14 protein-coding genes are annotated in these 13,762 nt (G+C 42.9%); 11 read left to right on the top strand and 3 right to left on the bottom strand.

Annotated features, from left to right (window positions below):
* Window positions 1-152: 152 nt before the first annotated feature.
* The 9 genes from AC5JPO_RS04460 to AC5JPO_RS04420 all read left to right on the top strand — a co-directional run bounded on the left by AC5JPO_RS04460 (window position 153) and on the right by AC5JPO_RS04420 (window position 8,261).
* Window positions 153-890 (top strand): uracil-DNA glycosylase, encoded by a 738-nt coding sequence (locus AC5JPO_RS04460; protein ID WP_319050080.1) that lies wholly within the window; start codon window positions 153-155, stop codon window positions 888-890.
* A 24-nt stretch (window positions 891-914) separates the two neighbouring features.
* A complete protein-coding gene (tadA, locus tag AC5JPO_RS04455) occupies window positions 915-1,478 on the top strand; it encodes a tRNA adenosine(34) deaminase TadA (RefSeq protein WP_493853386.1) in 564 nt (187 codons plus the stop codon).
* A gap of 178 nt (window positions 1,479-1,656) precedes the next feature.
* Entirely contained in the window at window positions 1,657-2,424 is a 768-nt protein-coding gene (cmk, locus tag AC5JPO_RS04450; RefSeq protein ID WP_493853385.1) for a (d)CMP kinase, read from the top strand.
* Between the two features lie 293 nt (window positions 2,425-2,717).
* Window positions 2,718-4,409: a 30S ribosomal protein S1 gene (gene rpsA / locus AC5JPO_RS04445; protein WP_493854008.1), complete on the top strand. Its 1,692-nt coding sequence runs from the start codon at window positions 2,718-2,720 to the stop codon at window positions 4,407-4,409.
* Between the two features lie 322 nt (window positions 4,410-4,731).
* The gene (locus AC5JPO_RS04440) at window positions 4,732-5,037 is read left to right on the top strand and encodes an integration host factor subunit beta (protein ID WP_319050085.1); all 306 of its coding nucleotides are present in this window, start codon (window positions 4,732-4,734) and stop codon (window positions 5,035-5,037) included.
* Between the two features lie 57 nt (window positions 5,038-5,094).
* Window positions 5,095-5,502, top strand: a complete 408-nt coding sequence (locus AC5JPO_RS04435) for a lipopolysaccharide assembly protein LapA domain-containing protein (RefSeq protein ID WP_493853384.1) — start codon at window positions 5,095-5,097, stop codon at window positions 5,500-5,502.
* A gap of 72 nt (window positions 5,503-5,574) precedes the next feature.
* Complete coding sequence (pyrF, locus tag AC5JPO_RS04430) at window positions 5,575-6,273, top strand: orotidine-5'-phosphate decarboxylase (protein ID WP_493853383.1); 699 nt, start codon at window positions 5,575-5,577, stop codon at window positions 6,271-6,273.
* A gap of 231 nt (window positions 6,274-6,504) precedes the next feature.
* Window positions 6,505-7,317 (top strand): metallophosphoesterase, encoded by an 813-nt coding sequence (locus tag AC5JPO_RS04425; RefSeq protein ID WP_493853382.1) that lies wholly within the window; start codon window positions 6,505-6,507, stop codon window positions 7,315-7,317.
* Between the two features lie 107 nt (window positions 7,318-7,424).
* Window positions 7,425-8,261 carry a histidine phosphatase family protein gene (locus AC5JPO_RS04420; protein ID WP_493854007.1) on the top strand — a complete coding sequence of 279 codons (837 nt, stop codon included), beginning with the start codon at window positions 7,425-7,427 and terminating at the stop codon, window positions 8,259-8,261.
* Between the two features lie 126 nt (window positions 8,262-8,387).
* Here AC5JPO_RS04420 and AC5JPO_RS04415 read toward each other — a convergent pair whose 3' ends face one another.
* The gene (locus AC5JPO_RS04415; RefSeq protein WP_493853381.1) at window positions 8,388-9,539 is read right to left on the bottom strand and encodes an FAD binding domain-containing protein; all 1,152 of its coding nucleotides are present in this window, start codon (window positions 9,537-9,539) and stop codon (window positions 8,388-8,390) included.
* Between the two features lie 129 nt (window positions 9,540-9,668).
* Entirely contained in the window at window positions 9,669-9,935 is a 267-nt protein-coding gene (rpsT, locus tag AC5JPO_RS04410; protein WP_058024191.1) for a 30S ribosomal protein S20, read from the bottom strand.
* Window positions 9,936-10,397: 462 nt separating this feature from the next.
* Between rpsT and AC5JPO_RS04405 the strand changes: the two genes are divergently transcribed.
* A complete protein-coding gene (locus AC5JPO_RS04405) occupies window positions 10,398-11,099 on the top strand; it encodes an NAD-dependent epimerase/dehydratase family protein (RefSeq protein ID WP_493853380.1) in 702 nt (233 codons plus the stop codon).
* A 198-nt stretch (window positions 11,100-11,297) separates the two neighbouring features.
* On the top strand, window positions 11,298-11,816 hold the full coding sequence (rraA, locus tag AC5JPO_RS04400) for a ribonuclease E activity regulator RraA (RefSeq protein ID WP_493854006.1): 519 nt from the start codon (window positions 11,298-11,300) through the stop codon (window positions 11,814-11,816).
* Window positions 11,817-11,933: 117 nt separating this feature from the next.
* Here rraA and AC5JPO_RS04395 read toward each other — a convergent pair whose 3' ends face one another.
* Complete coding sequence (locus AC5JPO_RS04395) at window positions 11,934-13,568, bottom strand: BCCT family transporter (RefSeq protein WP_493853379.1); 1,635 nt, start codon at window positions 13,566-13,568, stop codon at window positions 11,934-11,936.
* Between the last annotated feature and the right edge of the window lie 194 nt (window positions 13,569-13,762).

The following is a 13,762-nucleotide window of genomic DNA, read 5'->3' as shown; positions in this document are numbered from 1 at the left end:
TGAATGACAAACGGTTACCGTATGAATGCGGTAGCCGTTTTTTTATTGCTATAATTTATCAACAAAGCTCATATGGTTTTTTGTTACCATTAACCTTTAAAATAAACCAATCATTGAGCCCTATCTCATAATAAATATAAAAAGGATTTACTATGGAACTGTTTGACGAACAAACAACCAAAACGCCAGAGCAAAAACAAGCTATTCTAGATAATGTCCGCTTGCCAGAAGACTGGAAGACGGCATTGGCCGATGAGTTGACGTCTGAAAATATGGATAATTTACGCGCATTTTTGAAAGAAGCTTACCAGTCGAGTGATAGTATCTACCCACCAGCACCACTTATGTTTAATGCGCTGAATCTTACCCCTTTATCACAGGTCAAAGTTGTCATCTTGGGTCAGGATCCTTATCATCGTCCAGGACAGGCTATGGGTTTGTCATTTTCTGTTCCTAAAGCCATCCCCAAGCCGCCATCACTCAATAACCTCCTAAAAGAGATGGCAGATGATATTGGTATTCGTCCGTCAGCGCATGGGGATCTGACCTATTGGGCTGAGCAAGGTGTTTTACTGTTAAATAGTTCACTGACTGTACGAGAAGGCGAGCCGAATAGTCATCAAAATAAAGGCTGGGAGCAGTTCACTGATGCAGTCATCGATGCGGTGAACGAACAGACAGAGCATACTGTGTTTATACTATGGGGTAGTAAAGCACAGAAAAAGGGAAAGTATATTGATACCGATAAGCATTTGATTCTGACTGCAGTACATCCTTCACCCTTGGCTGCCAACCGTGGTGGGTTCTTTGGTACCAAACCTTTTTCCAAAACCAATGATTATTTGGTGCAATACGGTCAGACACCGATTGATTGGCAACTGCCACAATAGATGATGACCATATCGAGTATAAGTTTGAAACCTTATCAATCGTTGAGTCGTCAGCCAGATATCGAAGGTGTGCATACCAGTACATTTTGGTTAGCTGAAGATACCAAATGGATGCAAAAAGCGCTGAAGCTCGCTGAACAGGGAGCTGAGTGTGGGGAAGTACCAGTCGGGGCAGTGTTAGTTCATGAGCAGCAGATAATCGGTCAAGGGTTTAATCAACCAATTGGCGGTCACGATGCGACAGCTCATGCTGAGATAGTCGCGTTGAGAGATGCGTGTCAACGCTTAGAAAACTATCGATTGCCACTACACACAACTCTCTATGTGACTTTGGAGCCGTGTACGATGTGTATTGGCGCCTTGATTCACGCCCGTGTAGACAGGCTCATATATGCAGCGAATGAACCGCGTGCTGGTATGGTAGGTAGTCAGCTCGATTTATCAATTCAGCCTTTTTACAATCACAATATCCAAGTTCATAGAGGGTTGTGCAGTGAGCATAGTAGTCAGATGCTAAAGACGTTTTTTCGTGAGCGTAGGCGAGCAGCAAAAAAGAATAAAAGTAAGGCTTTGATTGAAAATAACTAATAAACAAGATATCAGTCTTGGTGCTAGTGATAGCGTCTATTTTTTGCTATAATGTCGCCCTATTTGATAGTGAACCTTTTGTTCTACTACCAAACACATGATATATCAGTAAATATTGCTTTATTGTGATTGTGTGATAGATCCCATAAGTAGCAATTATTATTGTTGAGTAAGCACTATGACCGTCTCCACATCCGACAACGATTTGCTCAACAAAAATGACAGCAAAGGTCACTCAACGCGTTATCCTGTGATCTGTATTGATGGCCCTAGCGGTGCAGGAAAAGGCACAGTCACTTGGCGTTTGGCACAAGTACTGGGTTATCAATTGTTGGATTCTGGGGCGTTATATAGAATCGTAGGACTCAAGGCATTTGAAGCTGGATTAATAACCGCAGATGCTAGCCAACCAATTGACGAAGATGCTGTATTAGCACTTACAAAAAGCTTAGATATAGCGTTTGTACCGAACAATGACTCAGGACGTGTAGACATCATCGTGAATGGGCAAGCAGTTGGTGACCAAGTACGCAATGAGACAGTCGGTGGATATGCGTCGCAAATTGCAGTGTTTCCACAAGTTCGTCAGGCCTTACTCACATTACAACAAGACATGGCCACACGCTCAGGGCTTGTCGCTGATGGTCGAGACATGGGAACGGTTGTATTCCCAGATGCGGATGTCAAAGTGTATTTGACTGCCAGTGCTGAAGCGCGTGCTCAGCGCCGTGTCACTCAGCTAATTGATGCGGGTCAAACGGCAGATTTTGAAGCGATTTTATCAACGATCAAAGCGCGTGATGACCGTGATGAAAACCGTAGTACAGCGCCATCAAAACCTGCAACGGATGCTTTATTACTTGATAGCTCTACACTTAGTGCTGATACTGTTTATGAGCAAGTAAAGAAGCACTGCCAAGATCAAGGTGTTTTTTTTAGTAGTTAATTAAAGAGTAATAGCTAGTAAAAACAACATATTAAGTACCAAAAAGTTCAACACAAGCTTTGTTTTTGATGTAAAATTATATAGTTAGGATTTGATGTTTTAACTGGACTGAAATAGTTAGCTGAAAAACTCAAACAAAGACAGTTGTTGTTAGTAATTTCGATGATGTGCTTACTAACAACAAACGTTTTTTTATATGACTGTATGAGATATAAAACCAGTATCCTCGTTTTATACAGTCATAAATTTGATCCGTACTGTGCTGGACAGGATACGGCTATACAAAGGTAGACATAATGGAATCATTTGCTGAACTATTTGAAGCGAGCATCGAAGAAACAGGCCTAGATATCGAGCGTGGCTCGGTTATCAACGGTACTGTTGTGGCCATCGATAGCGATTGGATCACAGTAGATACTGGTCTGAAATCTGAAGGTATCGTCGCTCGTGAAGAGTTTTTAAGCGAAGAAGGCGAACTTGAAGTTGAAGTTGGCGATAGCGTTGATGTCGTAGTTGAAGCGGTTGATAACGGCATGGGTCAAACTTTGCTGTCACGTGAGAAAGCTAAGCGTGTTGAAACTTGGAACTTCCTTGAAAAAATCGCTGATAACGATGAAATCGTTAAAGGTATCATTTCAAGCAAAGTTAAAGGCGGTTTCACCGTAGATATCGGTTCAGTACGCGCGTTCCTACCAGGTTCATTGGTAGATGTACGTCCTATCCGTGATACGACGCATCTTGAAGGCAAAGAGCTAGAATTCAAAGTCATCAAACTTGACCAAAAGCGTAACAACGTTGTTGTTAGCCGCCGTGCAGTTATGGAAGCTGAAAACTCAGCTGAGCGCGAAGAGCTATTGAACAAGCTTGAAGAAGGCATCGAGATCGAAGGTATCGTTAAGAACCTTACTGATTACGGCGCATTCGTTGATCTAGGTGGTATCGATGGTCTATTGCACATCACTGACATGGCATGGCGCCGTATCAAGCATCCATCTGAAGTTGTTGAAGTTGGCCAAGACCTAAAAGTTAAAGTGTTGAAGTTTGACCGTGAGCGCAACCGCGTTAGCCTAGGTCTAAAACAACTTGGTACTGATCCTTGGGATAACGTTGGTGGCACTTATCCAGTAGGTAGTGTTGTTAAAGCTCGCGTAACCAACTTGACTGACTACGGTTGTTTTGCTGAGATATCTGAAGGTATCGAAGGTCTAGTACACGTATCAGAAATGGATCATACCAACAAAAACATCCACCCATCTAAAGTTGTTCAAGTGGGTGATGAAGTTGAAGTAATGATTCTTGATATCGATGAAGAACGTCGCCGTATCAGCCTTGGTATCAAGCAGACTCTAGCTAACCCATGGGATGAGTTTGATAAGAAACATGAGCGCGGTGATAAAATCACTGGTACGATCAAATCAATCACTGACTTCGGTATCTTTATCGGTCTAGACGGTGGTATCGATGGTCTTGTTCATCTATCTGATATCTCTTGGAACGAGACTGGCGAAGATGCTATCCGTAACTACAACAAAGGCGACACCGTAGAAGCTATGGTACTGTCTGTAGATGCAGAAGCTAACCGTATCAGTCTAGGCGTGAAGCAGTTGAGCTCTGATCCATTTAACGAATACCTAGTTGGTAACGACCGCGGTGCTATCGTTAATGGTAAAGTAAAAGAAGTAGATGCTAAAGGCGCTACTATCGAGCTTGCTGACGAAGTTGAAGCCTATCTACGTGCTTCTGAGATTCAACGTGACCGCGTTGAAGATGCAACAAAGCATCTGAGCGTTGGTGATGACGTTGAAGCGAAAATCATCAGTGTTGATCGTAAAACACGCAACATCAACTTGTCTATCAAAGCGAAAGACGAAGCTGAAGAGCGTCAAGCGATTAAAGATCTCGGTAGCACCAATACTACTGCTACTCCAGGTTCTGATGCACAGCCAAAAACTATTGGTGACTTGATCAAAGAACAAATGCAGTAAGCTGTAAGTTATTGATATAGTAGTAATATAAAAAAGCGACTTCGGTCGCTTTTTTTTTGATTAAATTTTGATAGGGATAATTAATAACGAAGGTTTTTGGCTAAATGGACAAACTCTTATTCCTATTTACCGCAATATCCGCTATCATTTGCAACATTGAGTAACGAGATGTGAGCATCAGTGTATGCAGAGCTATGACCTAACTTTAGCCATGAATGTATTTTTTAATGAATAGCTAATCATTAGCTATTAAATTATTTACTAAGCACACGATACTGTTTCATCATCAGTTTATCCATTAATCAACAAGGCAAGTGTAATAATGCAGCAAGCGATCAACAAATCTGAATTTATTAGTAACTTGAGTGCGAATTGTGACAACATGGCAGATACTACTGTCGATGATGCCGTTCGTGAAATATTAAATTTAATGACTCATACTTTGGCTAGTGATGGTCGAGTCGAGGTTCGCGGGTTTGGTAGTTTTTGTCTACATCATCGCCGTGCTCGTGTGGGACGCAACCCTAAGACGGGTGAAAGTGTACCAGTCCCAGCCAAAGCCATTCCACACTTTAAACCAGGTAAGGCTCTGCGTGAAGCAGTCAACGATAAAGTAGCCCATAGCTAATATTTATCTATTATTGACCGAGCACACCTTATCATTCCAAACAGGGGTAACTGTCTCATGCGCTTTTTACTATTTGTATTGCTGTTCTTGAGCTTTGCTTATTCGCTTGGTTTGGTATTAGCAAATAATACCGAGGTCGGAGTCAATTTACTGTTTTCGCAAGCGCCTACGATGAACTTGGGGTTACTACTCATCCTGTGCTTGATGCTTGGTATTGTCATTGGTATCTTGCTGTCATTGCTCATATTCCGTGTCTTACAGAATAGATGGGAAATAACACGTCTAAATAAGGCGAACACACATTTAGAAGAGCAGCTGGCGCAAGCCAATGCAGTTATTGATCGTCAAGCAAGTGCGCCAACGGTGGATGAAGCCGTTTATGGTACGAGGACTATGAATGTCCAGGGCAGCGCGGAAACTGACTTGAATGCTGGTGGTACGCTGTCCAAGCGTAAACGTGATTAGCTTACTGAGCGATAGCAGTACTGCTGACCTCAAAAACATAATGCTTTGATAATTCTGACATATGGCAAAACCATGAATAACACGATTAATTCTCCAGTGATTGTTGCCCTAGATAACATGACTCTGCAAGCCTCTTTGGCGTTAGCTGATAAGCTAGATCCAACGTTATGCCGATTGAAAGTAGGCAAAGAGTTGTTTACCCGTTGTGGCCCTGAGGTTATTAAGGCGCTACACCAGCGTAATTTCGAAGTATTCTTAGACTTAAAATTTCATGACATTCCTAATACGACTGCTCAAGCAGTAGTGGCTGCAGCCGAACTTGGTGTGTGGATGGTGAACGTCCATGCAAGTGCAGGTCTAGAAGCTATGTCTCTGGCAAAACAACGTTTGCTAGATAAAGATCTTGATACATTGCTTATTGCCGTTACTGTATTGACCTCGATGGACAATGAAGGGCTGATGCAAACAGGTATTACTGATGGCTTAGATGCGCAAGTGAGCCGTTTAGCACAATTGACTAAGCAAGCTGGTTTGGATGGTGTGGTTTGCTCTGCACAGGAAGCAAAGGTACTCAAGCAGCTCTGTGGTCCAGACTTTAAGTTGGTCACACCTGGCATTCGATTAGCGGAAGACAGTGCTGATGATCAAAAGCGCATCTGTACGCCGAGTCAAGCATTGGTAGACGGTTCTGATTATCTAGTTATTGGGCGCTCGATCACTCAAGCGACAGATCCTGCGGCTAAGCTGAACAAAATACTTCAGAGTATTTGATATATAGGGTTTGTAGTAGTTAACAGTAAAAAGGCAGCCGTTCAGGCTGCCTTTTTACTGTTCGATGACGGACAGAAAGCTGCTACACTGTTTAGTCTTATGCTTCATAGCATTTTTCAAGTATTGTCGATCATAGTAAATATTTGGCTTGCTAAGCGCTGGCTTAAAGAGTGAGGCTGCACTTGATGTACGTTTGTATGCTGGTGAGATGGTCGATAATGACATTACTGGATGATATTGAATAATATGAAATTACAGATATTGAGTGACTTACATATTGATAGTTATGTGCGCCAGTCGCAGCCTATCGGGCATATTCCTAAGACTGATGCAGATATCGTATTGGTAGCAGGAGATACCGCCAATAGTGATAAGGGTATGCCATGGCTACAAGAGCAAGCAGCACGCTTACAAGTGCCTTTGATTACTATCGCAGGCAATCATGAGTACTTTGATGAAGATGTACTGAGTTTTGACCAAAACCTTGCGACTTGGGATAACTACAACACAGCGTCTGGTGAGGGTGTCCGTGTCTTGCAATGTCAGCACATTGATATTGGGGACGTACGGATCTTGGGCTGTACGTTATGGACTGATTACCAGTATCATGCTAATGAAGACACCATGGCTGCTGCTAGGCATTTTATGCGTGATTATAAGCAAATCTATGCTGGTAAAGAGATGTTCTCGCCTGAAATCTCAATGCAAATTCATGCAAAACACCGTCAGTGGTTGCAACAAGCATTGATCACTGCCAAAGCGCTGGGTAAAAAGACCATAGTAATGAGCCATCATAGCGTTAGCGCATTGTCCGTGTCCAAAAAATACGCCAACTTACCGAGTAATGCGGCCTTCGTTAGTGATCTATCTGGATGGATGGATGAGGACTGGGCACCAATGCTATGGGTACATGGACACACTCATGAAGCCTTTGATTATCAGATAGGCAATACGCGGGTAGTCGTCAATCCAAGAGCCTATCCCAATGAAGTTAGTAGTACGGCATTAGCGTTTGCATGGGATAGAGTCATCGATATTGGTTAAATTAGCTTTGATATAACATTAAAATACTACCAAATATTTACAAGATATATTGCAACTGAATTTGTATGTTGTTCATTCCTGACAAAAAATCTGCTACGCTTGCTACCATGAGTAAATATCTGAATAATACCCCATCAAAAATATCTACTGACAAGCTTGCGAGTCATACACCAAGTGCGCCCGCGCCATCACATCTGCCAGACAGTATGATTCCCTCTGTCAGTTTATTACCTGAAGACAAGCGTCTAATTTTATTTACTAGGCATTCTTTGCGTGAGCGTTCTGATGGCAATGGGTTTGCCAGTTATCAGCTACCGCTGACGCCCAAAGGCCGCGTATTGGCCAAGTCTTGGGGACGTTGGCTCGCAGGTCACCTTCCATACTCACTCGATGTCGATAGTATCTCAAGTCCGATTGGACGTTGTATTGATACCGCGCAGCTGATGCAAGAGGGGGCTGGTCTCAAACGTGATATTGCACATCAATCACTATTGGTTGAGCCTGGTAGCCTTGTCACTGAGCCTGAAATAGCAAATCCAGTATTTAAAGAGATTGGAGTGCTAAATTTTATCAATCGCTTTTTGCAAGGCAATCTTGAAGGCACTAAAAATGCCTATCAAGGTGGTCTTGATATTCTATCGCTTTTTTATCAAAACCAACCACAGCAGGGCCATTTAATGCTTGCTGTGAGTCACGATACATTGTTGTCTGCATTTTTAGCAGTGATGTTTGATTTGGTTGAGATTGACTGGAATGACTGGCCGAAGATGATGGAAGGCGTATTCTTATGGTTTGATGACGAACCTTTTGATCAGGCAAACGCGCATTTTATTTGGCGAGGACAAGTATATACCAGGCCGATCAGCTCTTTACTAGAGGGCTACCGTGCAGCAGGCTTTCATCCAAGTAAGTTGCTGTTACCGCCAACGTTGAATTGGAACTGATTGCTAAAGGTGCTTCATGCTCATTAGACATGAACTTGACCCAAGCATCAATATGACCTAAGCACCTCACAATCATCAATGTGACCTAAGCACCTCAAAAGTGAAAAATCATTCTAATTTTGCGTTCTATCCTGCTGTTCGATTTTTGCCATGGGAGAACTGAGAACGATCACCTACGCTACGACCATGTTTCCAGAGGGTCATGCCATACGATAGCTGATTGCTCTCCCACGCCTGTAAAGCGCTAGTAACGTCATGATTATGATGGACCAGTGCCTCTACCAGTGAAATCGCATTTGCCGCAGCTTTTGAGGTACCAGCTGCTGTATGAGGGCGAGGAATAAAAGCAGCATCGCCTATCAGAGCAACGCTATTGAAAGCCATTTGCGGCACTGTCAAATCCAAAATAGACTGTACAAAGGGCGCTTTAGTTGCGGCTATTAACTTTTTGAAAGGGTCAGCAAGTACATCATCTGCGTAGTGTCGCATTGCTTCCTCAACCGCAGGTGACATCATTTCTGGTGGAACAGAGTACTTTCGCGGCTTACCATTCTTGTCAGTAAGTATGTGAGCAAGCTCTGTCTTCTCGTCGTAGTTGACGTACCATACCCAATTGAATCGACGTTTTCCTGAAACCAGTGATTCGTTTTCGCCAGGAATAACGTAGGCCAAAATATGGGAGTTTGGGAAATCATAAAATACGAATCGTTCCGTAAATATCTCGGCGGCTTCTGGCTCTAAGTCAGCCTCGTCGACCAAGCCTCTATAAGCCACGTAACCTGCATATTGAGGCTCGTAAGTAGGCAAAAGCTGCTGACGCACTGTTGAGGTTGGGCCGTCAGCACCAATTAATAAGTCTGCAGTCTCACAAGAGCCATCAACGAAAGTAGCGGTTACCTTAGCGCCTTTCGATTGTACCTGCGCCAATACTTTACCCTGATGATAATGCGCATCTGAAAAGTGCCTTCGCATCGAGCGATACAGAATATTCCAAGAGGTAAGTGTCTGACGCATGGCCATTTTTTCAATTTGGCCATTTTTTTGTAGGTAATAGCGCTCAAGGGCATCGACACCTAAATTCTCTGTCGCAATTCCTGCTTTTTTGAGGGCAGTGACGACATCGGCTTGCAATACAATACCGCCGCCTCTACTGTCCAAATCATGAGTCGAGCGCTCATAAATATCTACTTGCCAGCCAATAGAGCGTAATAGTGTCCCTGAAAACAGCCCAGCTAACGAACCACCGATTACAATTGCGCGCTTATTCACTGAATCCACTGAGCCTCTCCTAGATATTTATATGTACATGAGAGTAGCATAAAAAAACCTTGCCCCGGTATTAGAACCAGTGGCAAGGTTTTAGTCATTACGCTATAAAAGCGTGATGCGGTCTAGACAATACAAATCTTAAGCTTGTAGGCCTTTGATTGTTTTGTTTAGGCGACTCTTACGACGAGCAGCTTTATTCTTATGAATAATACCTTTGTCAGCCATACGATCAATAACTGGTACCGCTTTTTTGTAAGCTTCGGTAGCCGCGTCATAATCTTTAGCTTCGATAGCCGCATCAACACGTTTTAAGTAAGTACGAACCATAGAGCGTTGTGACGCAGAGTTCTGACGACGTTTGGTGTTTTGACGGGCGCGTTTACGAGCTTGTGCAGTATTAGCCACGCGTATCTCCTTGATAAAGACAGATAAAAATATGAATGTTGATTGCAATAATGGGTTTAACAATCATCGGTGACGAGCAGCCTCTCGTCAAACATGATGTCGATGTCTGATATTAAAGTATCTAATATGAATAGATCATCGCAAGCGCCAGAACTGTTTGGAATAATTAAACAGCGTTGACGTGTAAAGCCGGTTATCTTAGCAAATTATTGAGCATAGGACAATATATTTGATGATTAATGCTCAAAGAAGTGGTGTAATTTTATAAATTTGGCTCATTTAGATAACGAAACCAATCATAGACACTAGAGGATATAAGTAGCTGATAAAATCTTTTACAATATATTGTGCATAATGGCGTCAGCTGGCTATGAATTTAGGTATGATATCCTAACGATAGACCTTAGCATGGGTCATTCTTCATCAATATAGAATTTTTAATGTCATATAAGTGGATAGAGTATGCAGCGAAAAGCAATTGTGATTGGCGCAACGGGATTGGTAGGGCAGCATTTGGCAAAACAGCTGAGTGAGCTTTATGACACACTGATTGTGATCGCTCGGCGCCCGCCACGCTACATTAATGCCAGCATGCGATTTTATCAGGTTAATGATTTTGAAAACCTCTCTGAGGTGTTCGCAAGCGTCGGTGCTGACCGAACGACAGATGCCTTTAGCTGTCTGGGTACGACCAAAAAACAAGCTGGTAGCGATGAGGCTTTTCGAAAGATAGATCACGATTACAATGTCAATTTTGCCAAACTATGCCGTGATAAAGGTGTGGAAAACTTCTTTCTACTGTCGTCGATGAATGCTGATATCGACAGTCGGTTTTTGTACAATCGTGTTAAGGGCGAAACTGAGCATTCTATTATGGCATTGGGCTTTACGCAATTGGTGATCTTACGACCTTCGTTATTGCTAGGTAAACACCAAGGACGTCCGCTTGAGAGTATTGGTCAAAAAGCGTTTAAACTGATCTCGCCTTTGGTTTCAGAGTCGCTCTCACTACATCCGATCTCTGCCAAACGTGTCGCTAGTGCTATGGCGATGAGTGCGCATGATATCTATCATCGTAGCAAATACCGCTCCGAACCTCAGACTCAGCAGACAGACATTATCGAAAATAAAAAGATGCTGTCGATGACTCGCGTCAAGAAATAACGGTGTGGTGTCTTTTCAATGTAGAGTACGTCCTAAAGTTGACATACGAGACTGCTCATCTAGAGTGAGCATTTACCAATGATACGAGCCTAAAATTATAACATTGGCAGAAAATACAGTATCTTTAGTAGGCATAAAAATATCAACGAGCAAACTCATTAATGATAAGGAGTAGAAGAAATGTCAGAATCAATGGAAATGAATAGAGATAATTTTGTGACGTGTGACTTATTGGATGCTAATCCTGAGTCGCAAGTATGCCTACCTAATATAGAAGGTAAGTCTTTTCATAGCTTTGGCGCAAAAGATAAGTTCTGCGGCGAAATCGTGACAGTCAAATGCTTTGAGGACAATAGCCGCGTTAAGTCACTATTGAATAGTAATGGCAAAGATGAAGCGGGCAACGGTAAAGTGCTGGTCGTCGACGGCGGCGGGTCTATGCGCTGTGCACTACTGGGCGATATGATTGCGCAATCAGCCATCGACAATGGCTGGGCTGGCGTGATCGTATATGGGTGTGTACGTGATGTTGATGACATGGCAGCGATGAATATTGGTGTCATGGCGCTTGGTTGTATTCCGCGCAAGTCGACCCGACGTGATGAAGGCCAAACAGATATTGAAATCAGCTTTGGTGATTTAACGCTCAACTCAGGCATGTTTGTTTATGCAGATAACAATGGCATTATTGCAAGTTATGAGCCTTTAATAGCGTAAATTATTATTGGTCTGAACTTCATATAATCACTAACAAATATATATCCCAAACGACTATAAAGAAAAAACCCAGTTCAATGACAGAACTGGGTTTTTTGATTGAAAATAAGCAAACCGTTAGTATTTTTCAAGCTCCGAGAGCATCTGCTCACGTGCTTTATAAATTCTGCGTAAGCCAAGCCACAAGCTAATACACATTACAATCAATACCGAGGTAAAAGGTAGGCCTGTGCTTACTGAGCCTGCTTGGATGGTTTTTAGAGCTTGTGCGCCGCCGCCATAGAGCAGCGCAATAGCAATAAGACCCTGAGCAACTGCCCAAAATATACGCTGATATATTGACGCTTCAAGTTTACCACCCGCTGTAATCGTGTCGACAACCAAAGATCCTGAGTCTGATGAGGTCACAAAAAACACCATTACTAGAATGATAGCAATTAAAGAAGTAATGGTTCCTAGAGGAAGGTTTGCCAGCATCTGAAACAAGGTTAAGGACGCATCACTAACCCCACCTGCCAGTTCACCGACTTTATTGTCATATTGACTCAATCCTGACTGTCCAAAGACCGTCATCCAGACGATGGTTACCATGGTAGGGGCTAACATCACTGAAGTAATAAACTCACGTACGGTACGGCCCTTTGAGATACGAGCAATAAACATACCTACAAATGGTGACCAGCTGATCCACCAGGCCCAATAAAACACGGTCCAGCCGTGAAAGAACTCACCATCACTGCGGCCTATAGGATTAGATAAAGGGATGATATAAGTTGCATAATCAATAGTGGTGGCGCCGATTTTGCTTAGAAGCCCGAGTGAGTCTCCAACGAAGAATACAAACAATAGTAACGACAAAGCGACTAGCATATTAACGTTGCTCAACAGCTTGACCCCGCCATCGAGACCACGTGCTACTGATATTGTGGCAAGCGCAGTGACGACCACTATGATGGCAATCTCTAGTGAATTACCTGCAAAATCCCAACCAAACAAATAATTGAGTCCGCTGGCTGCTTGTTGAGCACCCAAGCCTAGTGACGTTGCTAAACCAAATATCGTCGCTAGTACGGCCAATATATCAATAATATGGCCAGGTAACCCCCACGTTTTTTCTTTAAAAATAGGATAAAACACGGAGCGCATGGTCAATGGAAAGCGGAAATTATAAGCAAATAGGGCCAATGACAAACCAACGACGGCATAGATACCCCAAGGGTGCAAACCCCAATGATACATCGTTGCACCCATAGCAGCACGATACGCTTCAGGACTGCCTGCGGTTACGCCAAGTGGTGTACCTGCCCAGCCGCTTGCATAAGCCAATGGTTCAGCCACACTCCAAAACATAAGACCGATGCCCATACCCGCAGCGAACAGCATTGAGAGCCATGAGCCCCGGTTAAAATCAGGTTTGGCATTGATACCACCAATTCGAATACTGCCATAGGGCGACACAATTAATATCAGACTAAATATCACCATGATATTGGCGGTACTGATAAACAGCCAATCAAAACTATTGACCACCCAATCTTGAGCACCATTAAGCCAAGCGTTGGCTATATTAGGTAGTAATAATGCAAACAAAACAAAGCCAATAACGGCAAACGCGGTAAAGAAGAATACAGGTCTGTGTAAATCTAACCCTAATATCTCAGTGTTATTTTCACCAGTGGTATGCTCAGTGGTATAGAGTCTGCGACGGAACTTGTCGAGAAGGTGCTTTGGAATCTGTTTTTGCTCGTTCATAGGTGACGAATCTCCTGATGAGTTAGCTGAGCTGGACACCGTCAAAGTATCGACTACTCATTAATAGTAAATAGTTTTTGGCAGCTACAAGCTTTAAATTTTAGGTGATATAAAAGGGCTTCTAAGGATCTATAAATCGTAAAAGCTACTGAGTAATTGACACTCAGTCAGAAGCCTTTATAGGAGATAATTGT

The sequence above is a fragment of the Psychrobacter sp. H25 genome (assembly GCF_059076335.1).
This window is presented reverse-complemented; position numbering and strand designations above follow the sequence as displayed.

Excerpts from the sequence above, each read along its gene's own strand:
- AC5JPO_RS04460 (WP_319050080.1), top strand. The coding sequence starts at position 153 with ATGGAACTGTTTGACGAACAAACAACCAAAACGCCAGAGCAAAAACAA.
- cmk (WP_493853385.1), top strand. The coding sequence starts at position 1,657 with ATGACCGTCTCCACATCCGACAACGATTTGCTCAACAAAAATGACAGC.
- AC5JPO_RS04440 (WP_319050085.1), top strand. The coding sequence starts at position 4,732 with ATGCAGCAAGCGATCAACAAATCTGAATTTATTAGTAACTTGAGTGCG.
- AC5JPO_RS04435 (WP_493853384.1), top strand. The coding sequence starts at position 5,095 with ATGCGCTTTTTACTATTTGTATTGCTGTTCTTGAGCTTTGCTTATTCG.
- pyrF (WP_493853383.1), top strand. The coding sequence starts at position 5,575 with ATGAATAACACGATTAATTCTCCAGTGATTGTTGCCCTAGATAACATG.
- AC5JPO_RS04425 (WP_493853382.1), top strand. The coding sequence starts at position 6,505 with ATGATATTGAATAATATGAAATTACAGATATTGAGTGACTTACATATT.
- AC5JPO_RS04420 (WP_493854007.1), top strand. The coding sequence starts at position 7,425 with ATGAGTAAATATCTGAATAATACCCCATCAAAAATATCTACTGACAAG.
- AC5JPO_RS04405 (WP_493853380.1), top strand. The coding sequence starts at position 10,398 with ATGCAGCGAAAAGCAATTGTGATTGGCGCAACGGGATTGGTAGGGCAG.
- rraA (WP_493854006.1), top strand. The coding sequence starts at position 11,298 with ATGAATAGAGATAATTTTGTGACGTGTGACTTATTGGATGCTAATCCT.
- AC5JPO_RS04395 (WP_493853379.1), bottom strand. The coding sequence starts at position 13,568 with ATGAACGAGCAAAAACAGATTCCAAAGCACCTTCTCGACAAGTTCCGT.